Genomic DNA, 23,558 nt, shown 5'->3' with positions numbered 1-23,558 from the left:
AAATTGCGCCCACCCTGATCAGCGCCCAAAACAACATGCAACTCGCGCTTCTGCTTGCCGCCGCCTATCTGCTCGGCTCCATTCCCTTCGCGGTCGTCATATCCCGACTTTTCGGCATGGCCGACCCCCGCACCTACGGCTCCGGCAATCCTGGCGCCACCAATGTCCTGCGCAGCGGCAACAAACTCGCCGCCGCATTAACGCTATTGGGTGATGCCTTCAAGGGCTGGTTGGCGGTCACGCTGGCTGCGTCCTTTGCCGCCTCTCAGGGGCTGGACATGCCGGCCATCGCGGCGGCAGGCCTCGCCGCCTTTCTCGGTCACCTCTTCCCCATATTCCTGGGTTTCAAGGGTGGCAAGGGCGTTGCCACCGCCGCCGGCGTTCTGCTCGGAGCCAGCGGCTGGCTCGGGCTCGCCACCCTCGGCACATGGCTTTTTGTGGCCTTCACCTTTCGCTATTCATCCCTCGCGGCACTGAGCGCAGCACTGGCGGCCCCCCTGTTCAGCGCCTTGCTCGGGCTCGACAACACCTGGATCATCGCCATCGGTTGCATGTCCGCCCTGCTGATCTGGCGTCACAAGGACAACATCAAACGCCTGTGCTCAGGCCAGGAAGGTCGCATCGGTAGCAAGAAAAAATCGGCCTGAAGCACGCGACTCAGACCACGGCGGGCGGAACAATCTCCTGCAGGCTCCAACGGGGCCGAACCGCAAAGCGCCCCCCCTCCTCGCGGCCCTTTTCCCCTGCAGCAAAGCGCAGGGCACCGGCAAATGCGATCATCGCGCCATTGTCTGTGCACAGCTCCAGCTCGGGGTAATACACCCTAGCCTTCCGCTTTACAGCGGCCGCATCCAGCTGAGCCCGCAACATCTGGTTGGCCCCTACCCCGCCAGCCACGACCAGTTGCTTCAGGCCAGTATGGCGCAGGGCGGCCATCGACTTGGCGACCAGAACCTCCACCGCCGCAGCCTGGAACTCCGCCGCCAGATCAGCCTTATCCTCCTCACGGAAATCCGGCGCCGTTGCCGCCGTCAACACCGCCGTTTTCAGTCCACTGAAACTGAAATCGAAATCCTTGCTGTGCAACATGGGACGCGGCAGCTTGAAACGACCGGGCGTCCCCTCCAGCGCCAGCTTCGCAAGCGCCGGCCCGCCGGGATAGCCCAGGCCGATGAGCTTGGCCGTCTTATCGAAGGCCTCCCCCGCCGCATCGTTGACAGTCTCGCCGAGAAGCACGTAGTCGCCAACGCCCACCACCCGCATCAACTGCGTGTGCCCACCGGAAACCAGCAGAGCGATGAACGGAAAGGTGGGCGGATCGGCTGACAGCAGCGGCGACAGCAAATGCCCTTCCAGGTGATGCACAGGCAGAACAGGCACATCCAGCGCCACCCCCAGGGCTTCGGCGACACTCGCACCGACCAGCAATGCGCCAGCCAGCCCCGGACCGGCCGTGTAGGCAATCGCGTCGATATCGCCCATGCCCAACCCCGTCGCATCAAGGGTCTCCCGCAACAGCAGCGGCAGGCGCCGGATATGGTCGCGGGACGCCAGTTCCGGCACCACGCCGCCATAGGCCGCATGGAGATCGATCTGGGAGTGCAGGCGATGGGCCAGCAACATGCCCTTGTCAGTGTCGTAGATCGCGACACCCGTCTCGTCGCAGGAGGATTCGATACCCAGAACAAGCATTGCGAGGTCCGCGAAAAAACCGGGATTTTACCCTGCCACGGACGACAAAGCGAAAAGTGGACTTGGTACACCCCGGCGACTTGGTTATACTCTTATTCTTTCCGTCCAAAGAATTTTCAAGGAAGCACGCAATGCCGGGTATCCGCGTCAAAGAAAACGAGCCGTTTGAAGTAGCCATCCGCCGCTTCAAGCGCACCATCGAAAAAGTGGGCCTGCTGCCCGAACTCCGCTCGCGCGAGTTTTACGAGAAGCCGACCGCCGAGCGCAAGCGCAAGCTGGCTGCCGCGGTCAAGCGCCATCACAAGCGCCTCCGCAGCCAGACCCTGCCCCCGAAGATGTACTAAGCAACACCCGCGAGTACACGCTTCCCGATCGCCACGCGATACGCGCTTCTGCGCGAGCGCGTGGCGTTTGTGCTTTTCGTTGCGCCGAACACTCGTCCCTCCGGCGCCATCGGCCTACGGGCCGTCTCCAGCAAGGAACCCCCATGTCTCTCAAGGTCCGCATTAACGACGACATGAAGGCCGCCATGCGTGCCAAGGAAACTGCCCGCCTGTCCGCCCTTCGCCTGCTTCTCGCCGCCATCAAGCAAAAGGAAGTCGATGAACGCATCGAGCTGGACGACGCTGCAGTGGTCGCCGTCGTGGACAAGATGCTCAAGCAGCGCCGCGACTCCGTCGCCCAGTACGAGGCTGCCCAGCGCTTCGACCTGGCCAGCGCAGAGCGCTTCGAGATCGACGTACTGACCGCCTACAAGCCCGCCGGCCTGAGCACCGAACAGATCGTTGCGATCATCGATGCAGCCGTCGCCAGCACCGGCGCCAGCGGCCCAGCCGACATGGGTAAGCTGATGGCCGTCCTCAAGCCGCAACTGGCCGGCAAGGCCGACATGGCCGAGGTCTCCAAACTGGTGAAAAGCCGCCTCGGCAACTAGGATTCATGGGGACGGCGCGCCAGCGCGCCTGCCCTAGATCATGATTCCGCAATCCTTCATCCAGGATCTTCTCGCCCGCGTCGATATCGTCGAGGTCATCGAACGCTACCTGCCGCTCAAAAAGGGAGGCGCGAATTATTTCGCCTGCTGCCCTTTCCATGGCGAGAAGTCGGCGTCGTTTTCCGTCAGCCCGACCAAGCAGTTCTACCACTGCTTCGGCTGCGGCGTGCACGGCAGCGCGATCAGCTTCCTGATGGAATACAACGGCCTCGGCTTCGTCGATGCCGTGAAGGAACTCGCCTCCAGCGTGGGCATGGAAGTCCCCCAGGACGACTTCGCGTCCAAGCATGACCGCAGCCGCGAGCAATCCCTCACCGAGCAGATGGCCCAGGCCGCCCGTTTCTACAAGGAACAGCTCAAGCGCAGCCCGGTCGCCATCGACTATCTGAAGGGCCGCGGCCTGACCGGAGAGATCGCCGCCCGCTACGGCCTCGGCTACGCTCCAGAAGGTTGGCAGTCCTTGCAGGCCGCGTTTGCCGACTACAGCGTCGCCAGCCTGCTGGAATGCGGCCTGGTCCTCGAAAACGAGCAGGGCCGACGCTACGACCGCTTCCGCGACCGCATCATCTTCCCGATCCAGGATCAGCGTGGCAACGTGATCGGCTTCGGCGGACGCGTTCTCGGCAAGGGCGAACCCAAGTACCTAAACTCACCGGAAACCCCGATTTTCGAGAAGGGGCGCGAACTCTACGGCCTCGTGCAGGCCCGCCAGAGCATCCGCGAGCAGGGCGCAGTCCTCGTCGTCGAAGGCTACATGGACGTGGTCGGACTGGCCCAGTTCGGCGTCGCCAACGCCGTTGCAACCCTGGGCACCGCCGCCACGCCACACCACATCCAGAAACTGCTGCGCCTGACCGACCGGGTCGTATTCTGCTTCGACGGCGACGCAGCCGGGCGCCGCGCCGCGGGACGGGCCCTCGAGGTCAGCCTGGAACACCTGGCCGACAACAAGACCATCAACTTCCTGTTCCTCCCCGAGGAACACGATCCGGACAGCTTCGTGCGCGCCGAAGGCCCCGACGCCTTCCGGACCGAGATGAACGGCGCGCTGCCACTGGCTGAATTCCTGCTAGCCGAACTCAAGAAGGACATCGACCTATCCACCGCCGAAGGCTGCGCCAAGCTGGTCCACGAAGCCAAGCCACTGGTCACCCGCATCGGCGCCCCGCTGCTGCGCCTGCAGGTCATCAAAATGCTCGCCGAAGCGGCAGGTTTCACCCAGGCGGAAGTCGAGCAGGCCTTCGGCATCAAGGCTGCTGCGGTCCCGCGCCAGTTCTACGACAATCCGCCCTTCGAGCGCGGCTTTCGCGGCAAGAACCGCTCCGGTGACGACTGGAACGGCGAGCGCAATTTCCGCGGCGGACGCCGCAACGGCTCCGGCTTTCCGCGCCTGGCGCCACGCCAGTCGCCCCAGAGCCCGGTCGAAGCCCTGCTCAAGGTCGTCGTGCAGCACCCGCTGTGGGCGGCCCGCCTGCCCATCGACCTGCTGCCCGACGACACGCCGGAAGGCCGTGCGCTGATCGCCATCACCGACGCGATGAGCGTCGGCGATCTGCCGACCCATGGCATCGGCGCGCTGCTCGAGCATTACCGGGACACCCCGCACGCCGAACTTCTGGCCAGGATTGCCGGTCAGTTGGCCGATACGGCCTTTGACGACGCGACGATTGAACCCTTGTTCAACGACACGATCCAGAAGCTCGAAGCCGACGCCGTCAGCCACCAGATTGAATCATTAACCTCCCGCGATCGGGAAAGCGGCCTCAATCCGGCCGAAAGAAGACAGCTCGCAGAGTTACTACTGCACAAACAGAAACTCCGTGTACGCACAAAAGTATCGGATTCGTAATATAATTTTCGGTTTCGCGAAATTCGCCGCGAGCCAATCGACGACACATCGAGGATAGCCATGACCACCGACAAAGCCAAACAACCGCGCAAAGCACCAGCCAAGCCGCGAGCCGCGAAGGTCAAGGACAAACTCGCCCCGATGATCGCCGAGGCCCCCTCGGCGGAAGAGGCCGAGGTTCGCCGCACCCGGTTGAAGAGCCTGATCGCCCTCGGCAAGGAACGGGGCTACCTGACCTACGCCGAAATCAACGACCACCTGCCCGACGATCTGGTGGACGCGGAGCAGATCGAATCCATCATCACCACCTTCAACGACATGGGTATCCAGGTCTTCGACGTGGCCCCGGCCGCCGAAGACCTCCTGATGTCCGAAGTTGCCCCGACGGTGGTGGACGACGAGCAGGCCGAAGCCGAAGCCGAGCAGACCCTGTCCGCCGTCGATTCCGAATTCGGCCGCACGACCGACCCGGTCCGCATGTACATGCGTGAAATGGGCACTGTCGAACTCCTCACCCGCGAAGGTGAAATCGAGATCGCCAAGCGCATTGAGGAAGGCCTCAAGCACATGATCCAGGCGATCTCCGCCTGCCCGACGACGATCGCCGACATCCTCGAGGCAGCCGACAAGATCTCCAAGGACGAGATGCGCATCGACGAGCTGATCGATGGCCTGATCGACCCCAACGCCGTCGAGGAAATCGAGGAGCTCGCCGAAAGCGAAGACCTGGACGACGTGGACGCCGCCGAGGAGGAGGAAGACGAGGATGAAGGCGGCGGAGGCGGCGCCCAATCAGCCTCTCTCATCAAGCTGAAGGCCGATGCGCTGGATCGCTTTGCGACGCTGCGCGACCTTTACGAGAAGATGTCCTCCACCCTGCAGAAGAAGGGCTTCCAGGACAAGACCTATCTGAAGTACCAGGAACAGGTTTCCACCGAACTGATGAACATCCGCTTCACCGCCCGCACCACCGAAAGGCTGTGCGACGCGGTGCGCCACATGGTGGATCAGGCCCGTGCCCACGAGCGCAAGATCCTGCATCTCTGTGTGGACAAGGCCAGCATGCCGCGGCCCCATTTCATCAAGAGCTTCCCCGGCAACGAAACCGACCTCGACTGGCTGAAGAAGGAGATCGCCAGCGGCCCGAAGAATGCGCCGGTACTGATGCGCATGCAGCCCGCCGTGCTCGAGGAGCAGCAGAAGCTGATTGACCTGGAAGAGCGCATCGGCATCCCGCTGAAGGAACTCAAGGACATCAACAAGCAGATGTCCACCGGTGAAGCCAAGGCTCGCCGCGCCAAGCGCGAGATGACCGAGGCCAACCTGCGCCTGGTGATCTCCATCGCCAAGAAGTACACCAACCGCGGCCTGCAATTCCTCGATCTGATCCAGGAAGGCAACATCGGCCTGATGAAGGCCGTGGACAAGTTCGAATACCGCCGCGGCTACAAATTCTCCACGTACGCTACGTGGTGGATCCGCCAGGCCATCACCCGCTCGATCGCCGACCAGGCCCGCACCATCCGTATCCCGGTGCACATGATCGAGACGATCAACAAGATGAACCGGATCTCCCGCCAGATCCTGCAGGAAACCGGCAACGAGCCCGATCCGCAGACCCTGGCCGAGAAGATGGAAATGCCCGAGGAGAAGATCCGCAAGATCCTCAAGATCTCCAAGGAGCCCATCTCCATGGAGACCCCGATCGGCGACGACGACGACTCGCATCTGGGCGACTTCATCGAGGACAACGCGACGCTGGCCCCAGCCGAAGCGGCGCTGTACTCCAGCCTGCGCGACGCCACCAAGGAAGTGCTGGACTCCCTCACTCCGAGGGAAGCCAAGGTCCTGCGCATGCGCTTCGGCATCGAGATGAACACCGACCATACGCTGGAAGAAGTCGGCAAGCAGTTCGACGTGACCCGCGAGCGTATCCGCCAGATTGAAGCCAAGGCCCTGCGCAAGCTGCGTCACCCGAGCCGCTCTGAGCGCCTGCGCAGCTTCCTCGACAACGAAGCGTAATCCAGCCATACCTCGTCGTCCGGCCTGCGTTTTATGCCGGACGACGGTAGCAGCCTCGCCTCGATGGGGCACAGCTGCTAGAATCGCGGTTTCGGGCCTGTAGCTCAGTCGGTTAGAGCAGAGGACTCATCAATGGTGACTTTCGCCGGAAACGGCGACTGAAAAATCGGGTGAATTCAGGGAACCCTGCCCGCATGAAAATGCGAACGGCAACCCTGAGCCAAGCCGGAGCTACAGTTCCGGAAGGTGCAGAGACTAGCGGAGGGATCGAGTTCCCTTAATGACCGCCACGAGCGCCCGACGCCTGAACACGTCAATGCAGCTGCCGACGTGAAGGCGATGAGATAGTCCAGCGCACGCAAGACGCCCTGCCCCGCGGCAGGCGCATCGGCGACGAAAGTCGCAGTGTGACGAATCCTTTGGTCCAGGGTTCGAGCCCCTGCGGGCCCACCAGATCAACCCCAGTCGGAAACGACTGGGGTTTTTCTTTTTTCCATGCCCGATCGGCCTATACTGATTCTGCGCTGACGTTCGTCGGTGCATACCAGGAGTCAATCATGACCAAGGCCAGACAGAGCAACAAGGAAGCAAAGAAGAAACCGCTACTGAACCCGAAGGAAAAGAAGGCTGCGAAGCACGCCCGCAAGCACGCCCTCGATACGGTTCCCTTCCTGCCGCCCCACTAGGTTCGCGGCAGCAGCTTCTGATCCCGGCACCCGACACACGCAGCCTGACCTCGGTCAGGCTTTTTATCGCGCCGAAATTGCCTGGGTGCAATGTCCCTACGGTTCAGACACGCATTCCCGTGCCAGTGGACATGGCTTTGGCGTAAATTCCGGCTCATGAAAGGACAAACCTTCTTCCGCCGCTTCGGCTACGCCGTGAACGGCATCGTCACGGCCTTCCACCGGGAACGCAGCATGCGCGTGCATGGCATCGCGACACTGGGCGTCTTCGCCTTCCTCGCGGCGACCAGCGCACCGCTGCTGTGGTGGGTTCTGGTCACGCTGGCAGTGGGACTCGTGCTGGTTGCGGAGATGGCCAACTCGGCGCTGGAAACCCTGGCCGACCTGCTTCACCCCGCGCAGCACCCGGAGATCGGCGTCGCCAAGGATGTGGCGGCCGGTGCGGTGCTGATCGCCACCCTCGTCGCGGTGGTCGTCGGCGTGGCCTATCTGCTGCGCTGAACGACAGTCAGTCGCCGCGACCGGTCAACGTGAACAAGCCGGCCTTGAAGCTGGCAGCCATCATCTCCGCCTTGCCGATGGCGACTTGGGCGGCTTCCGGCGGCAGGAACTCCACCGCCGCATCGCGGAACAGCGCCAGCCAGCGCTCGAAGTGCTCCGGCTTGACCGGCAGGCGCACGTGCACCGGGTAGGGCGAGCCGCCGTAACGGTCGGTGCCCAGCAGCACACGGGACCAGAACGCGCGGATCACCAGGTGGTGGTGATCCCAATCGTCCACCTCGGCGGCGAAGACGGGGCCGAGCAACGCATCGGCCCGCGCCCGGGCATAGAAGCCATGCACCAGCGCAGTGATGTGTTCCTCGGTCAGTGGAGCGTCGGTCCCCGTCATCGTTCCTTCTTCCTTCTATCTATCAGCCCAGCGCGGCCAGCGCGGCGTCGTAGTTGGGCTCGTTCTTGATCTCAGGCACCAGCTCACTGTGCAAGACCTTGTCGTTTTCGTCGAGCACCACAACCGCGCGGGCAGTCAGACCAGCCAGCGGACCGGCGGCCAGGGCCACGCCGTAGTTCTTGATGAACTCGCTGCCACGCAGGGTGGACAGGGTCACCACGTTCTCCAGGCCTTCGGCGCCGCAGAAGCGGGACTGGGCGAACGGCAGGTCGGCGGAAATGCACAGCACCACGGTATTGGGCAGCGTGCTGGCGGACTGATTAAACTTGCGCACGGAGGTTGCGCAGGTCGGCGTGTCGATGCTCGGGAAGATGTTCAGCACCTTGCGCTTGCCGGCGAAGCTGGCCAGCGGGGTGTCGGCCAGATCCTTGGCGACGAGAGTGAAGGCCGGTGCGGTCTGGCCCTTCTGCGGCAGATCGCCTTCAACGGGAACGGGATTTCCGCCGAGGGTTACGGTAGAAGACATGGAGGCACTCCTGGGGGTAGGAAATTGATGATGTTGTTGTGATTTGCTCGCCGGCGCTGATACCACCGGGGAGCCGCGCCATCTTAGGCGCTGGCGGACTTTCCTGCCAGTACCCGCAGTCAGTAATGATCACAGGGTCTTCAGGTACTCCAGCAGTGCCTCCTTGTCGCCGGCCGGCAAGGTGCTGCCGAACTCGTGGCCCTGGTTGCCGCCGCCCTTTGCGGCAGTGTCGAAATGCGTGCCAACGCGCCGGGCTTCATCCCCGTCGGTGATGAAACCGACCCGCTGAGGGTCGTATACGTCGTAACCGTTCCAGAAGATCTTCGGCCGGGCCGCCGTCGGCTCCAGCAGATCCCGCAAGGTCGGCACGGAACCGTTGTGCAGATAGGGGGCACGCAACCAGATGCCGTCGAGGAAGGGGATCTTGTAGCCGTTGAGGTCCTCCTCCACCAGTCCCTTGCGGGGGATACCCATCGCAGTGACGACCTGGTTGGCCTTGATCGCCGCGCCCTTGTTCCAGGTATCCAGGCGGGCCCGGTCAGTACCGACCTCGTCGAGCGGGATGCGCGTGCCGGTACGTTCGCTGGCGTGACAGCGGGCACACTGGACGTCGAACACCACCTTGCCGGCCGTCGCCCGCCCGGCATCGACCGGGAAGGGGTAGCGCGGCGGCTGCAGGCTGGAGAGGTAATCCTGCAGCCACTGCACCTGCTTGAGAAAATCGGCCTTGTCGGCCGGCGGCGCGCCCAGCACGCCGAGGGCCGAATCGATGATCACCGAGCGGACATCGTGGCTGTCGCCCGCGTAGTTGGGCAACTGGCCGCGCTCGGCGTGGTACTTGCCCAGATTCCAGATCGCCGGGATGTCGCCCGGGCCGAAGGTGTCATCCATCGGCGCGCGGATCATGAAGTACTTGGTGAGGTTCATGCTGTCGTCGCGCCCGCGCCCCCACTCAGGAAAGTCAGTGCGGTAGATCCATGCGAACTGCGCCTCCCGCTCCAGCAGGCGCTTCTTGGTGATCGGAATGATCAGGAAGCGGTAGAGCAGCTTGTCGATCAGATCCAGCTTGGTCACCCGGTTGATCTCCGCCATCAGGATGTCCGCCTCGAAGCGCGGATCGGCAGCGCAGTCGATCAACAGGCGGAAGAAGTTCTCGATGTTGAGGGTGTGCCCCGGCCCGCCTACGACGAATACCGGGTTGGAATCTGCACTCTTGCGATAACTGGTGGTATGGCAGGCGGCGCAGTTGTTGGCAACCCGCGGAAAGCCGATGGTCTTCTTGGTGAAGCCGGCCGGCAGTTCCTGGCCCTGCTCCCAGGACACCCCGAGGGCCGCGTAACCGCCCGGCACTGTCTGCCCGTCCTGGCGGAATTTCTCCGGGAAAACCCGCGGCAGCACGTAGAAGATCCAGTACGGAATCCCCGCGTCGTGCTCGGCACCGATGGAACCGTACTTGAAGCGCATCTCCGGCGACTCGAAGACCCAGGCCGGCTGCGCTTCCTCTCGGAAACCCCGGTCCCAGGCGACGTACGCGCCTGCGATGATCAGCAGCAGCAACACGGACAAGCCGGCGCGAAGCCAGGCGCGGCGGTTTTCACGACGGTCGTCAAGCATGGCAGGCTCCCGTTCAGAAGGTCTTGAGGAATTCCATCAGCGCGGCCTTGTCGGCCTCCGGCACCTCGGTGCCGTAGGCCCGCCCCTCGTGGCCGCCATTGCCGTTGCCGGGCTGGTGGGTGTCATAGCGGAAGAACTTGCGGCCATCCATTTCCGGCTGGTCGGACACGAAGCCGACCTTCAGCGGATCGAAAACATCGTTGCCCCGGTAGAACACCGCCGGCCGCCGGGAAGCCGGCTGCAGCAGGTCGAACAGGCTGGGCACCGAGCCGTTGTGCAGGTAAGGCGCGCGCAGCCAGATGCCGTCCAGCGGCATGTTGGCGTAGCCGTAGGTCTTGTGGAAAGTCGTGAAGCGCCACGGGTAGCCGGCATACAGCGTCGCCTGGTTGACCGCCAGCGTGTAGGTGTAGGAATCCAGCCGCCGCCGGTCGGTGCCGATCTGCGCGATGGGCGTCACATACCCCACCCGCTCACCGCTGAAATCCCGCCCCGACGCTCCATGACAGCTGGCGCAATATTCCTTGTAGATCGGTGCGCCTCGAGCCGCCAGGGCCTGGTCGATGGGAAACAGCTTGCCGAAGGTCGGCGGCTCGGCACCGAGGATCCAGTCCTCCACGCGCTTGATGCGCGGCAGGTCGATGGTCGGCGGCGTGGTGCCGGTGCCGAAGGCGGCGCTCTTGTTGCGCTCCGTCATGTCCGTGTTGTTGCCGTCCCAATGCAGTTCCATAGCCCGCGGCTCCCGGCGCGGACGCTGCAGCCAGATCGACGGAAAGTCCGCCGGCGCATCGAGCTCCTTCGGGTCGAGCAGGTGCATTGGAAAATTGAAGATCACTTTGGCCGAGTTGAAGGTATCCACCCGCCCCGGCCCCCACGGCTGCTGCTCGAACACCCATTCGAAGCGCCCCTTCAGCGCCAGCACCCGGTCGCGCATGATGGCGATGGCCACCGGATAGACAACCTCCCGGTCCAACAGGTCGAGCCCCGCGCCGAGACGTTGGATCTCGGGGATCAGGTATTCCTTGGAGAATTTCGGGTCCGCCGCGCACTTGAAGAAGAAGGTCTCGAAAGCCTGCATGTCGAACAGCGCCGCCGGCATGCCCACCACCAGTTGCGGCGGTGCGTCCGGCGCCTTGCGCACGGTGCTGGTGTGGCACACCGCGCAATTCACAAAGACCCGGTCGATGCCCTGGTAGCGCCGCTTGGACGTGCCTACCGGCAGATCGCGGGGACGCCCGTCCGGCCCCTTCTCGTAGATCATGCCGAGGGACTCGTAGCCCTTGCCCGGCAGGTATTGCCCGCACACCTGCGGCAGCGCGCGCCAGATCCAGTACGGAAACCCCATCTCATGCTCGCCACCGGTGGAGCCATACTTGAAGTGCTCGACGGGATCGGCGTAATCCACCGGCGAGTCGCCGCTGAAACGGCCGAGCAGCCACAGGCCCACCGTCGCCGGCAGCAGCACGGTCAGGGTGAACAGGATCATGAAGCGCTGCCGCCAACGGCTGGCGGGTGCGACTGGGCTCGTCATGTTCTTCTCCTCGTCGTCTATCGCGCCTCGGCCACCGGCGCCAGGCAGGGGCGCAGAGCTTCGTAGCCCCCTGCCAAAAGTCGATCCACGTCCGGCTCCCGCCCGGATTCGCTACGCAACTGAGCCGCCACTACCGCCTCCAGGGCCGCCCGGTCACCACTCTTTGCCCACGCATCCGGATCGCTGCGAAAGGCCGGCAACATGCTCGCCGGCGGCATCGGCGTTTTCACCCGCTCGGACGGCGCGCGGCGCGCCATCGCCAGACGCACGTAGATCCGCGGCGCGCACTGGCGGATGCGGGCCTCCAGCCTGGCCGCCGGCCCCTGCAGGAAATTCGGCGGAAAGGACTCGGCGCTCAGGTGGCACGCCGCACACCAGGCGTAGAAGCCGGCGAGATCGGGACGCACCGCCCCGCCCGTCGCCCCCCCCGGCGAACTGGCTGGACGCTCCAGCCGCGGCGCGGCCGGCACCGGCAGCCGGGCCGCGGCGACGGGCTCCCCCAGTTGCGCGAGTACGGCACGGATCAGGCCGCTGCCGGCAATCGCCGGTGCATCCAGCAGACTCTGCCCCTGCGCGCTCCCGGCCAGCACCAACACGGTGGCCTCGGCCACCTCCCCATCGCGGCGCAGGCGCAGCCGCAAAGGGCCGGCACCATCGCGCAGACGACTCACCTCCACCCCGTCGAGCACATCGCCGCCGGCCATGCGAATGCCCTGCGCCCCGCGCAACGGGAAGCCCGGCAGCGGCGGTTCTCCAGCCAGGCTGAAGCGTTCGACTCGGCCTGCCCGTCGGTCGAATCGCAAAGAAGCGCCGCCCTCACCCTTGCAGTCAGCCACATATCCCCCGGGCGCGGCGGTACAACTCAGCGTCACCTCACGACGTGGCAGACGCGCGGCCCGCCGCGCCAGTGCGGCCTGGAGCCGCGGCCAGTCGCCGTCCTCGACGAACTCCGCCACGCCGGCCACCGCGTCGGAGATGGCCTCCGGCGCGTCGCCCCGCCACCAGGCTTCTGCCGGCCGCGGCAGCAGCGGCTCGAAGCGCGCCGGCACATGGGAGAAGGCAACGCGTGCCGACGGCGACGCCGGCCACTCGTTTGCGCCTTGCAAAGGGCTCCGATTGGGCAGATCCGAGCGTCCAAGGGCCAGCCCAGCCGGCCAGCGGCGTGCTGCGGCGGATCGCAGCGGGCGCCCGACCGACTCTTCGAGAGCGGCGTCCGGTACCGCCATGCGCCCGTCAGCCAGACGCAGGCGCAAGGCCGCCGCGACAAGACCGGCCCGGCAGCGCCGCCCGGCCTCGCCTTCGCCGCAGCCTTCGCGCCACAGTCGTTGGGCCAGCGCGAAGCGGTTGGCCCGCCTCACCGCGTTGTCGATGGCATAGGGCACGTCCACCCCACGCTCCGGCGGAATGCCGTAGAAGGAGCGCCCGCTCGCCGTCAGCAGCGCAGCGATTGCCGGGTTCGCATTCGTCTCGTCCCACAGCGCGCGGGAGAAGATCGGCGCGCCGTTCTGGTGGCAGGCAACGCAGATGTTGCGGTTGGCGTAGAAGACCTGCGGTCGCCCGCCGGGACGATAGTCCTTGACCAACTGGAACTCGAAACGTCCGGCCGCCTCGTTGTAGCTGATCACCTCCAGCACCGCCGACTTCTCCTGGTAGCCGATGTAGAGGCGGTCCTTCAGCAGGAAGGGCGAGCCTGCGGCCGGTGGCGAATCCACGCCGACGACCACCCGCGGGTAGTCGAAGTAATCCGGCGCCGCGGCGGTGCGCTGCAGGGAGCGCCCGAGCGGGATGAGTACGCGCTTCACCGGCGGCAGCGCGCTGGCCGGGTCCCGGGCCAGTTCGCGGTCGATGCGCGCCAGCAATTTTTCGAAGGGGAATGGCAAATCGTTCGCTCCGCTCTCCCCGGCGAACAATCGGTCGAACAGGGACTGGCCGAGCGGCGGCAGATGCTCACCGGGCTCGGCCGGATTCACAACCCAGGCCGCAGCCCCGCCGGTCTGCGGTGTATCAAGCGGCCCCGCCGCGACCATGTTTGCCGTGGCAGCAAGCAGCGAGCCCGCCAGGCGGGCGCACCATCGCACGGGGCCGTTCATCGCGGCGCTCCACGTCGCCGCCCCTCAACGCCCCGCCGACGCGAGGACCTTGCGCTGCTGGGTGCCCGGCCAGCAATCCTCCTGCATTGCGCCGGTCTTCAAGAAGGCCTCCTGCCCCTTGTCATCCATGTCCTTGTCGTAGAGCGTGAAGTTGAGCGCGAAGCCCTTGTCCAAGTAGGCACGGCCCAGGTAGAAGCCCGGCCGGATCATGCGGATCTCGTCGCGCACCCGCAGCCCGCGCCGGCCGGCGAGGAAGTCCGGGTTCTCCTGGTAGCCGGGGATCTCGTCGGTGAAAAAGTAGTCAATGATGATCGACTCCCGCCGCGCATCCAGCAGGCTCTGCCCGCAGTACAGCTTGGCGGGGAACAGCAGCCAGGTCTGCTTGCCGTTGAAGTCCATCTTCTTCGGCTCGCCCTGCACCAAGCCGATCTTCTTCAGCACGGCCAGATCCTCAATGCGGTTACGCAGGATTCGCTCCTGGCGGTAGAAGACCTTGCCACGCCACAGGGCCTCGCCGACGTCTTCCAGTACCAGCCCTTTCAGATTCAACGCAGTGCCGGCAAAGCCACCGACGATTTCCGACAGGCGGAATTTGCCGCTGCTCCCCTTTGGCAGCAGGATGCGGCCGTCGAAGGCGCCGTCGGGAATCGGCCCAGCGGTCAGGCGGGCGTAGATCTGGTCGAGCTGCTCCTGGTCCAGCGTGGCCAGGTAGTCAGGCGTCAGCTTGGCCAGCTCGGCGGTGGGGATCGGGTAGAGGTAATCGACCTGGGCCATATCCAGCTTGGAGGAATAACTCTTGTCGTAGGGCGCGAACGGGATGTTCGGCACCTCCACCTTCTTGCTGCAAGCACTCAAGCTCAGCACGGCGGCGACGGACACAAGAGCGACGGCGGAAGCGGTTTTCATGGCGTCGCTCCTCTCACAAGGTGGCCAGGAAGGCGGTGACGGCCTTCTTGTCCGTTTCGCTCAGATCCTCTCCGAAGCGATGGCCTTCGTTCTCGACAAGCTGGTCGCAGGTCACGTAGTTGGCAGCCAGGAAGTCCCGCTTCTCGCGCAGGATCTCCACGAAGCGCGCCGGGTTTTTCAATACATCATCGGCGATCGCCTGCAGGGTCGGGACCAGATCCTTCTTGCCGGCCGCCTCCAGCCGGGCCGGGTCGCGCTTGGCGAGGAAGAGGTCGCCGATCAGCTGCTTGTGCATCAGGCCGTTGAGGAAGCCGGCGCTGGCCCCCATCGGAATACGCGCCTGGCCGAAGCCGCCCAGCGGTTTTTCGGTCTTGCCTTCCAGCGGCCTAATGCCCACATCGACGATCAGGTCGGCGTTGGTCAGCGTCACCTTGCGGCCCCGCTCCTTCGGGTGCAGCAGCTCGAACATGGAGCGCTTGTAGAGATCGAGGCGCCCTTCCACGCTCGGGTCGTAGCGCACGCAGGCGGGCTGTTCGGCCAGCAGTTTGTTGTCCGGCCCGGCGTAGCGCGCGCGGTGGAAGTCGTTGTCCTTGTTGGCCGGGTTGCCGCACACCTCGGGCCCGATGGCGTTGTTGTGCATGAAGGGCGCGGTGGCCCACACATTCACCAGCGAGATGTTGCGCATATAGCCACGGCCGCCGTTCTTCAGGTCTTCCCGCTGGGGCAGATCGGCCACCGGCGGCCGGCCGCGCAGGGTTTCCGATGCGTACTCCTGATAAAGATGACCGGCCATGTGGTTTGAGTGCAGCGCGCGGCACGGGAAGGTGCCGACCTCGGTCACCGGCGTGGCCTGGTCGTTACCGAGGAAGTCGGCGCGAACCTTGCGCGGATGCGCATCATTGGTGGCCGCGAAGTCCCTGCTCTTGAACGGCCCGCCGTCCGCTTCGGGAACGCTGGAATGACAGCGCGCGCAGTTCTCGGCGAACACCGTCTGACCGCGGGCCACAGCGCCTTTGCCGAATTCCTTCTCCAGGTCGGCGGTCAGGTCGGCGCGGGTATACGTGGACGTGGCGCCTGGGCTCTTCAGCTTGCGTGCGTTGGCGCGGGCCGCGAAGAGATCCATTTCATCCGACTCGGCCGACGTGAAGAAATCCAATACGTTCTGCAGGCGGTCCTCCACCGCCCGGAAGTTGGGGCAATCGCGCCGGCACTGGCCGATGTTGAACGGCGTCTGGCCAAAGCCACGCTGCTCGGGGTCCACCTGGCGCATGTCGCTGAAGTGATTGACCCAGCACTGTTCCGAGCAGGAGCCGATGTTGAAATAGACCCGCTGGATTGCCTCCAGCGCGCCGATGGAGTCCTCCCCGCCCTTCAGGATGTGATGCACACCGGGCAACACCACCTTCTGCCCGCCCAGATGTACGGTGGTCGTGTCGTCCTTGCGGGTAGAGAACTGCCAGCACTTGCCCTGCCGGCCGGGCTCGCACCAGCACTTGGACTCGTCCTTCTCCACGCCGCAGTCACCCACCTTGCGCCACTTGGTGATGGTGTCGCCCTTGAACACCGGGCGCTGGGCCACGTTGATCAGCGCGTTGATGGTACCCGGGTTGTTCACCTGGTCGTGGGAGATCGCCGAGGTGTCCGTCACCCCCGGCCGCGCGTGGGCGAACATCTGGTATTCCAGCGCCGACTTCGGCATGCCCGAGCCGAGCAGTTCGGACATGCGGGTGTACTGGTTGCCGATCAGACCCTTGATGTTCTCCCACTTGGGATGGGCCGGATCGTCCGGTGGGTTGAGGGGATCGAAGGCGATATGGCAGGAGCCGCAGGAAGTGCCGATCAGGAAAGGCGGCTCAACGGACGCGTCGGCCAGCTTGCTGACCCGGCTATCCGACTCGATGCCGGTGGTCGCATCCATCTTGCGATCGAAGCCAGCCCAGCTGCCAACGCCGCCGTTGACGGCCTTCCACTTGGCCGCATCGAAGCGCGGGTTGGGAAACTTGCGGATGCCCAGTGCGCCGGTCGAGGTGCCGAACTTCAGGTCGCAGGCACTGTGGCGCTGGTCGAGGGTGCCGCTCTTGGTGTGCGGGTCATCCGGGTCGAGGGCCGCGTCCTTCAGGCCGCAGGCCGGATCCACGTAACCGGGCTTGCCGACGTGCTTGAGCAGTACGTCGTCGCCGGGACACCAGTCGAAACCGTAGGTTTCGTCCATCGACTTGGCCGGGCAGTTGGCGTCGCCCGGCTTGCAGCAGGCCGGATCGTTGATGATGCCCCAGGCCCAGAAGCGGTCGTCACGCTGGTCGGTGCGCAGCACCCGAAACCAGTCCACCAGCACTCCGATGCGCTGCTGGAAGGTGTAGGTGTGGAAACGGTCGTTGCCGGCGGTGGCCTTGAACCAGATCAGGCGGCCGACGCATTCGGACTCGTTGAGCCCCTCGCGGGCACAGGATTCCCGGTACGGCGCATCCTGATCCACGCTGCCCGCATCGGGTTGCGGGGTTGCCGCAACAGGAGGTGCAGCGGGAGGGGGATTGTCCGCATGGGCCTGCTGCCAGCCGGTCTCGAAAACCGGGGCGCGGGATGCAAGATAAAAACCGCCGAGAACAGCCACGACAGCCGCGAACGCGGCCACATATGCGCGCTTCATGGATGCGTCTCCTTCCCTGAAGGGAGCATGGCCGGCGCTCATGGTGGCCGCGGATGGGAGCTAGCGCCCCTGAAGCGGATGCGTGTTCTCTCTGTCGGGGCCGGTCATGATGGTGTTATAGCAGAGTTCCCGAGAGCGGCAATCCGCGTGCGATTGACGCTCACGGCAGGCTTTGATCCCAGTACGGCACGGGGCCGATGCGCTCAGCAAGGTAGTCCGCCAGCGCACGTACCCGGCTGGGTACATAGCGGTTACTCGGGAAGACCGCATAAATCCCCAGCTCGGGCCCCGGGAAGTCCACCAGAATGCGCGTCAGCAAGCCGGCCTGGATCGCCGGCGCGGCGATGAAGCTCGGCTGGCGGCAGATGCCGAGGCCGCGCTGGGCCATGTCCACCAGCGCATCGCCGCTGTTGGCCTGCAGGCGGCAACGCACCGGCACCCAGGTCAACTCCTCGTCCACCAGATAAGGCCAGCTGACTTTGGCTGTGCCGGTGTAACCGAGGCACTGGTGGGCCAGCAGATCGTCCGGCTTCTGCGGGCAGCCGTGCCGCTCCAGGTAGGCCGGCGAAGCCAGCGTGACCATCCGCGCCACCGACAGGCGGCGGGCCACCTGGGTCGGATCGAGTTGCGTGGTGATGCGGATGGCCAGATCGAGGCCGCTCTCGATGAGGTTCACCTGGCGGTCGTCGAAGTCCATGTCCAGGCTGACCTCCGGGTAGGTGGTGACGAAATCGGCAACCAGGGGCACCAGGTGGCGCACGCCGAAACTCATCGGCACACTGATGCGGATCGGCCCGCGCGGGCGGCGGTCGCCACCGGCCAGGTCGCTTTCTGCGACGCCGACCAGATCGAGGATCTCCCGGCTACGTTCCAGGTAGGCCAGCCCCGCCGAGGTGAGCTTGAGGCTGCGCGTGCTGCGGGCGATCAACTTGACACCCAGGTGGGCCTCCAGCGCCGCTATCTGGCGTGTTACCGCCGAACGGGCCAGGCCCAGGTGATCGGCGGCGGCCGTAAAGCTGCCGGCCTCGGCCACGCGGACGAACACCTCCATCGCATGCAGACGATCCATTATTTCAAATCATGCAACAAACATTTCACCATTAAAGGCTATTTCCGTTCCAATCGGAAGCATAAAGTTCGCTCCACAAACCAACACCCAACAAGAGAGAACTGCCGTGATCCTCGTCAGCGGCGCCAATGGCCGATTCGGCCGGCGCATCGTCCAGCACCTCATCGCCCGCTCCCCGGCCCCCGTGGCCGGCCGGCTGGCGGTGAGCGTCCGCGAGCCCGCCCGGGCCGCCGACCTGGCGAGCCGCGGCGTGGAGATCCGCCATGGGGACTTCGACCAGCCGGCCACGCTCGCCGACGCCTTCGCCGGCATCGAGCGGCTGATCCTGACCACCACCGACGGCCCGCGGCTGCAGCGCATCGCGCGCCACCGCCAGGCCATCGCAGCCGCCCGCGACGCCGGCGTGCAGCACGTCTTCTACGTCAGCCTGCTCGACGTGGCCGCCGATTCGCCGGCCGAATGCGCCGCGGTGCACCGGGAGGCCGAAAACGCGCTGGCCGACAGTGGCCTCGCCCACACGGTGCTGCGCAACACGCTGTACGCCGACGACCTTCCCCAGTTGGCCGGACCGGCGCTGAACGACGGCATCCTGGCGCTGCCGGCCGGCGAAGGAATCGTCAGCCTGGTGTCCCGCGACGAGCTGGCCCAGGCGATGGCCGCCGCCGCCCTCGCCCCGCGCCTGGAGAAGCATGTGTATGAACTCACCGGCCAGGTCGCCAGCGGCTACGCGGCAATCGCCGGCAAGATCGCCCGGGTCGGCGGCCAGCCGCTACGCTACGCGGCGATCGCCGAAGCAGATTACGTCGCCGCCCAGCAGCAGGCCGGTCTGCCCGCGTGGCAGGCCAGCGCCCTCGGCAGTCTGTTCCGCGCCGTCGCCGAAGGGCGCTTCGCACGTACCAGCAACGATTTCGCGGCCCTGGTCGGCCACCCGCCCAAGTCCCTCGATTGCATGATCCACGAATACTTCACCCCGAGGAGCGTCTCATGACCGCCCGCCAACCCGTCCTCTTCGTGTCCCACGGCGCGCCCGATGTGCTGCTCAACCCGGGTGCCACAGTCCACCTGTGGGAACGCCTCGGCGCCGACCTCCCGCGCCCCCGCGCGGTACTGGTGATCTCAGCCCACTGGGCGGCCCGCCAACCGACCGTCAGCACCGCGGCGACACCGGAAACCATTCACGACTTCGGCGGTTTCCCGCCGGCCCTGTACGCGATGGAGTACCCGGCCCCAGGTGCGCCGGATGTGGCCGCGCGGGTCCGCGAACTCCTCGCTGGCGCCGGCCTGCCGATCGAAGAAGTGCCCGACCGTGGCCTCGACCACGGCGCCTGGATTCCTCTGAAAGCCATGTACCCCCAGGCCGACATCCCGGTCGTCCAGCTGGCGCTGCAACCCTACGCCGGCACCGACTGGCACCGCCGCCTCGGCGTCGCGCTGCGCCCGCTGCGCGACGAAGGCGTTCTTATCCTCGCCTCCGGCGCGGTGACCCACAACTTCGGCTGGCTCACCTGGGGCACCAACAGCCAACCCGTTCCCCAGGCACGGATCTTCTCCGACTGGCTCGGCGAAGCCCTGTCCCGCGACGACCGGCCGGCCCTGCTGGACTACCGCCGCGTCGCCCCTCACGGCGCCGACGCCCATCCCAGCGAAGAGCACCTGCTGCCGCTGTTCGTCGCCCTCGGGGCCGCCGAAAAGGACGAAATCCCCCTCCGCCTGGAACCGGAATACACCTACGGCGGTCTGGCGATGGACGCTTACCTGTGGCAAACAGGCAGCGCGTCCCCTTTCCGCACGGAGCAATAAAAATGAACAAACCCACCGAACGCTATACCGGCCCCGCCATCGCGGCCCACTGGCTGATCGCCATCCTGATCCTGGCGGCCTTCCCCCTGGGTCTCTACATGCACGAGCTGACCCTGTCGCCCACCAAGCTCAAGCTGTACTCGTATCACAAGTGGATCGGCATGACCGTGCTGCTGCTGTTCGTGCCGCGCATCCTGTGGCGCCTCACCCACCGTCCGCCGGCAGCGCTACCGATGCCCGCCTGGCAGCACAAGATCGCCGAAGGCACCCATCACCTGCTGTACCTGCTGATGTTCCTGGTGCCGCTGTCCGGCTGGCTGATGAGCTCGGCCAAGGGCTTCCAGGTGGTCTACTTCGGCGTGCTGCCGATCCCCGACCTGATCGGTAAGGACAAGGAGCTGGGTGAACTGCTCGAGGAGATGCACGAAGTGCTCAGCTGGTCGCTGATTTCCCTGGTCGGTCTGCACCTGGCGGGCGCCCTCAAGCACCACATCATCGACAAGGACAGCACCCTGCGCCGCATGCTGCCCTTCGGCAAATAAGCCACAAGCCGCCCCAAACACAAGGAGAGACCTCATGAAGATCAATCACATCGCCCTGTCCGCCGCCGCCCTGCTGCTGGCCGGCGCCGCCGACGCCGTCGAGTTCAAGCAGGTGGATGCCGCCAAAAGCAGCCTCGCCTTCACGTCCAAGCAGATGGGCGTGCCGGTGCCCGGCAGCTTCAAGAAGTTCAACGCCCAGCTGGCCTTCGACCCGGCCAAGCCGACCGCCGCCAGCACCACGCTGGAGATCGACCTAGCCAGCATCGACGCCGGCTCCAAGGACGCCAACGACGAAGTGGTCGGCAAGCAGTGGTTCAACGTGAAGGCCTTCCCGACCGCCAAGTTCGTATCCACCGGTGTGAAGGCCCTCGGCGGCAACCGCTTCGAGGCCATCGGCAAGATGACCATCAAGGGCCAGACCCGCGACGTCACCGCCCCCTTCACCTTCAAGCAGGACGGCGCCAACGGCGTCTTCGACGGCGGCTTCGTGCTCAAGCGCATGGACTTCAACATCGGCGAAGGCCCGTGGGCCGACGTCAGCGCCGTCGCCAATGAAATCGAGATCAAGTTCCACGTCGTGGCTGCCCCGGTGGCCGTGGCCAAGAAGTAATCCCCAACCCCAAACCTCAACGTAAAACGGAGATTCAGCATGAAGAAACTCATCACCTTGGCCATCGCCGCCACCCTGTCGTCCGCCGCCTTCGCCGCGCCGGAAACCTACACCATCGAAGGCACCCACACTTACCCGCGCTTCGAGTACAGCCACTTCGGCTACTCCACCCAGCTGTCCCGCTTCGACAAGACCAGCGGCACCATCACCCTGGACAAGGCCGCCAAGACCGGCTCTGTCGACGTGACCATCGACGCCACCTCGGTGGATTCCGGCTACCCGCTGTTCAACAGCCACCTGCAGGGTGAGGACTTCTTCGACACCGCCAAGTACCCGACCATCACCTACAAGTCCACCAAGGTGAACTTCGACGGTGACAAGCCGGCCACCATCGAAGGCAACCTGACCGTCAAGGGCATCACCAAGCCGGTGACCCTGACCGTCACCTCCTTCCACTGCATGGACCACCCGATGCTGAAGAAGCCGGCCTGTGGCGCCAACGCCACCGCCACCATCAAGCGCACCGAGTTCAACGCCGGCAAGTACGCGCCCTACGTGGGCGACGAGGTCAAGCTGACCATCGCCGTCGAAGCCTACAAGCCGTAAACTTTTCGGGGGCGCGCCTGCACCTCCCGCCGGACGGATGGGCATATCTTTCAAGATGTGCCCATTTTGGGCGAATTTTGACCACACCCCGCCGTACGGTCCGTATAATTACGGCTTAGCGTTCAACACGCCGAGCGACATCGCCCCAACCGGCGATTTTCCGGATTGATCTGTTTTTGTCCCAGCTTCGTCGAGCATCCGGCACACCCTGCCATCACTGCATCGGCCACCTTTCCTTCCCGCAGATCCTGTCCGCCCGAGCAGGCCGCAGAGCCCGCTCGTGCCCGCATGTTGAGCATCGATTCCTGCCTTCCGGAGGACACGCGAACCCATGCGCAGTGAAGCTCTAAGAATGCCGGCGATAGATGCCCTCAAGGCCATCGCCTGTGTATTGATCGTGCTGCACCACCTGGCCTTTTACGGGCCGATGGCCGATGTAGCCAAACCCCTGATGCCTACGCTGATCGAAGGCCTGGACGTCTATGCCCGCATGGCGGTGCAGATCTTCCTGGTCGTCTCCGGTTTCCTGTTCGCATCCAAGTTCGCCCCTGCCGGACTGCCGACGCCAATAGTGCCGCTGTACGCGCTGCTGCAGCGCTATACCCGCCTCGTTGTCCCTTACTCCGCCGCGCTGCTGATCGCCATCTGCTGTTCGGCGCTGGCCGGCCTGGTGATGGACCACCACTCCATCTCGTCGGCCCCCGACCTGCCCCGCCTGCTGGCCCACGTGCTGCTGCTGCACGACCTGCTCGACCAGGAAGCCCTGTCGGCCGGCGTGTGGTACGTGGCCATCGACTTCCAGCTCTTCGCGCTGGGCATCCTGCTGCTGTGGCTGCCGACCCAGCTGGCCCACCGCCAGCCGGCCCTGCGCGCCGCCGCGCCGCTGCTGATCGGCGGCATGACCATCGCGTCCCTGTTCTACTTCAACCGCGATGCCTGGTGGGACGAGAGCGCGTTCTACTTCTTCGGCGCCTTCGGCATGGGCATCCTGGCCTGGTGGGCCTCCGGCCGCGAACGTGCCGGCCGCTGGCTGGCCCTGCTGGCGCTGCTGGCCATCGCCGCGTTGAGCGTGGACTTCCGCGGCCGTATCGCGATTGCCGGCACCGTCGCGGTCTTCCTCGGCCTGGCGCGGTGGACCCACGTACTGCACACCATGCCGCTGCCGGCCCCGCTGGCGCGCCTGAGCCGCATTTCCTATTCCGTGTTCCTGGTCCATTTCCCGCTGTGCCTGCTGGTCAATGCGGCCATCACCTACTTCTTCCCGACCAACCCGGTCATCAACGCGGCCGGGCTGCTGGTCGCGCTGTCCGTCAGCATCGCCGGCGGATCGGTGTTCTATCGCTGGGTCGAGAGCTATCCCTTCCCGACCCGCATGCGCCTGCTGTTCCCGGCTGGCGTCGTGGCCAGCGGCTGGCTGACCGCCCTCGCGGCCGCCAACCTGACGAACTGATCTTCGTCCGTTCCACACCCCGCCCGGCGGCGCGATCC

Annotated in this window: 22 protein-coding genes; 13 read left to right on the top strand and 9 right to left on the bottom strand. The window is 65.3% G+C overall.

Features of this window, described 5'->3' with window-relative positions; translation table 11 throughout:
- Positions 1-35: 35 nt before the first annotated feature.
- The gene (gene plsY / locus AC1PPK_RS10110) at positions 36-647 is read left to right on the top strand and encodes a glycerol-3-phosphate 1-O-acyltransferase PlsY (RefSeq protein ID WP_481117691.1); all 612 of its coding nucleotides are present in this window, start codon (positions 36-38) and stop codon (positions 645-647) included.
- A gap of 10 nt (positions 648-657) precedes the next feature.
- On the opposite strand, the gene tsaD is transcribed toward plsY, so the two are convergent.
- Positions 658-1,692 carry a tRNA (adenosine(37)-N6)-threonylcarbamoyltransferase complex transferase subunit TsaD gene (gene tsaD, locus AC1PPK_RS10105; protein ID WP_481117690.1) on the bottom strand — a complete coding sequence of 345 codons (1,035 nt, stop codon included), beginning with the start codon at positions 1,690-1,692 and terminating at the stop codon, positions 658-660.
- Positions 1,693-1,823: 131 nt separating this feature from the next.
- Between tsaD and rpsU the strand changes: the two genes are divergently transcribed.
- From rpsU to AC1PPK_RS10075, 6 genes are all read left to right on the top strand, one after another.
- Complete coding sequence (gene rpsU / locus AC1PPK_RS10100; RefSeq protein ID WP_079432811.1) at positions 1,824-2,036, top strand: 30S ribosomal protein S21; 213 nt, start codon at positions 1,824-1,826, stop codon at positions 2,034-2,036.
- Between the two features lie 143 nt (positions 2,037-2,179).
- Positions 2,180-2,626: a GatB/YqeY domain-containing protein gene (locus AC1PPK_RS10095; protein WP_481117689.1), complete on the top strand. Its 447-nt coding sequence runs from the start codon at positions 2,180-2,182 to the stop codon at positions 2,624-2,626.
- A 40-nt stretch (positions 2,627-2,666) separates the two neighbouring features.
- Entirely contained in the window at positions 2,667-4,535 is a 1,869-nt protein-coding gene (gene dnaG / locus AC1PPK_RS10090) for a DNA primase (RefSeq protein WP_481117688.1), read from the top strand.
- A gap of 60 nt (positions 4,536-4,595) precedes the next feature.
- Positions 4,596-6,557, top strand: coding sequence for an RNA polymerase sigma factor RpoD (gene rpoD, locus AC1PPK_RS10085; RefSeq protein WP_481117687.1), 1,962 nt, complete (start codon positions 4,596-4,598; stop codon positions 6,555-6,557).
- Positions 6,558-7,114: 557 nt separating this feature from the next.
- Positions 7,115-7,243, top strand: coding sequence for a hypothetical protein (locus tag AC1PPK_RS10080; protein WP_481117686.1), 129 nt, complete (start codon positions 7,115-7,117; stop codon positions 7,241-7,243).
- 156 nt (positions 7,244-7,399) lie between these two features.
- Positions 7,400-7,744 (top strand): diacylglycerol kinase, encoded by a 345-nt coding sequence (locus AC1PPK_RS10075; protein WP_481117685.1) that lies wholly within the window; start codon positions 7,400-7,402, stop codon positions 7,742-7,744.
- Between the two features lie 7 nt (positions 7,745-7,751).
- On the opposite strand, the gene AC1PPK_RS10070 is transcribed toward AC1PPK_RS10075, so the two are convergent.
- From AC1PPK_RS10070 to AC1PPK_RS10035, 8 genes are all read right to left on the bottom strand, one after another.
- Positions 7,752-8,132, bottom strand: a complete 381-nt coding sequence (locus AC1PPK_RS10070; protein WP_481117684.1) for a group III truncated hemoglobin — start codon at positions 8,130-8,132, stop codon at positions 7,752-7,754.
- 22 nt (positions 8,133-8,154) lie between these two features.
- Positions 8,155-8,658 carry a thiol peroxidase gene (gene tpx / locus AC1PPK_RS10065; protein WP_481117683.1) on the bottom strand — a complete coding sequence of 168 codons (504 nt, stop codon included), beginning with the start codon at positions 8,656-8,658 and terminating at the stop codon, positions 8,155-8,157.
- Positions 8,659-8,787: 129 nt separating this feature from the next.
- Positions 8,788-10,272 (bottom strand): c-type cytochrome, encoded by a 1,485-nt coding sequence (locus AC1PPK_RS10060; RefSeq protein ID WP_481117682.1) that lies wholly within the window; start codon positions 10,270-10,272, stop codon positions 8,788-8,790.
- Between the two features lie 13 nt (positions 10,273-10,285).
- A complete protein-coding gene (locus tag AC1PPK_RS10055; RefSeq protein WP_481117681.1) occupies positions 10,286-11,800 on the bottom strand; it encodes a c-type cytochrome in 1,515 nt (504 codons plus the stop codon).
- A 17-nt stretch (positions 11,801-11,817) separates the two neighbouring features.
- Positions 11,818-13,890 carry a hypothetical protein gene (locus AC1PPK_RS10050; protein ID WP_481117680.1) on the bottom strand — a complete coding sequence of 691 codons (2,073 nt, stop codon included), beginning with the start codon at positions 13,888-13,890 and terminating at the stop codon, positions 11,818-11,820.
- 24 nt (positions 13,891-13,914) lie between these two features.
- Positions 13,915-14,796: a hypothetical protein gene (locus tag AC1PPK_RS10045; RefSeq protein ID WP_481117679.1), complete on the bottom strand. Its 882-nt coding sequence runs from the start codon at positions 14,794-14,796 to the stop codon at positions 13,915-13,917.
- Positions 14,797-14,809: 13 nt separating this feature from the next.
- The gene (locus tag AC1PPK_RS10040) at positions 14,810-17,443 is read right to left on the bottom strand and encodes a cytochrome c (RefSeq protein ID WP_481117678.1); all 2,634 of its coding nucleotides are present in this window, start codon (positions 17,441-17,443) and stop codon (positions 14,810-14,812) included.
- A gap of 160 nt (positions 17,444-17,603) precedes the next feature.
- A complete protein-coding gene (locus AC1PPK_RS10035; RefSeq protein ID WP_481117677.1) occupies positions 17,604-18,512 on the bottom strand; it encodes a LysR family transcriptional regulator in 909 nt (302 codons plus the stop codon).
- Positions 18,513-18,618: 106 nt separating this feature from the next.
- Between AC1PPK_RS10035 and AC1PPK_RS10030 the strand changes: the two genes are divergently transcribed.
- From AC1PPK_RS10030 to AC1PPK_RS10005, 6 genes are all read left to right on the top strand, one after another.
- Complete coding sequence (locus AC1PPK_RS10030; protein ID WP_481117676.1) at positions 18,619-19,500, top strand: SDR family oxidoreductase; 882 nt, start codon at positions 18,619-18,621, stop codon at positions 19,498-19,500.
- Positions 19,497-20,312: a DODA-type extradiol aromatic ring-opening family dioxygenase gene (locus AC1PPK_RS10025; RefSeq protein ID WP_481117675.1), complete on the top strand. Its 816-nt coding sequence runs from the start codon at positions 19,497-19,499 to the stop codon at positions 20,310-20,312. Before AC1PPK_RS10030 ends, AC1PPK_RS10025 begins: the two co-directional genes overlap by 4 nt.
- 2 nt (positions 20,313-20,314) lie before the next feature.
- Positions 20,315-20,854 (top strand): cytochrome b, encoded by a 540-nt coding sequence (locus AC1PPK_RS10020; protein ID WP_481117674.1) that lies wholly within the window; start codon positions 20,315-20,317, stop codon positions 20,852-20,854.
- Between the two features lie 34 nt (positions 20,855-20,888).
- On the top strand, positions 20,889-21,464 hold the full coding sequence (locus AC1PPK_RS10015; protein WP_481117673.1) for a YceI family protein: 576 nt from the start codon (positions 20,889-20,891) through the stop codon (positions 21,462-21,464).
- A gap of 39 nt (positions 21,465-21,503) precedes the next feature.
- Positions 21,504-22,070, top strand: coding sequence for a YceI family protein (locus tag AC1PPK_RS10010; protein WP_481117672.1), 567 nt, complete (start codon positions 21,504-21,506; stop codon positions 22,068-22,070).
- Between the two features lie 352 nt (positions 22,071-22,422).
- Complete coding sequence (locus AC1PPK_RS10005; RefSeq protein WP_481117671.1) at positions 22,423-23,520, top strand: acyltransferase family protein; 1,098 nt, start codon at positions 22,423-22,425, stop codon at positions 23,518-23,520.
- Positions 23,521-23,558 lie beyond the last annotated feature (38 nt).

Source organism: Zoogloea sp. JDB1 (genome assembly GCF_056724025.1).
Note: the sequence above shows the minus strand (reverse complement) of the source record. Positions and strands in the feature narration are given on the sequence as shown.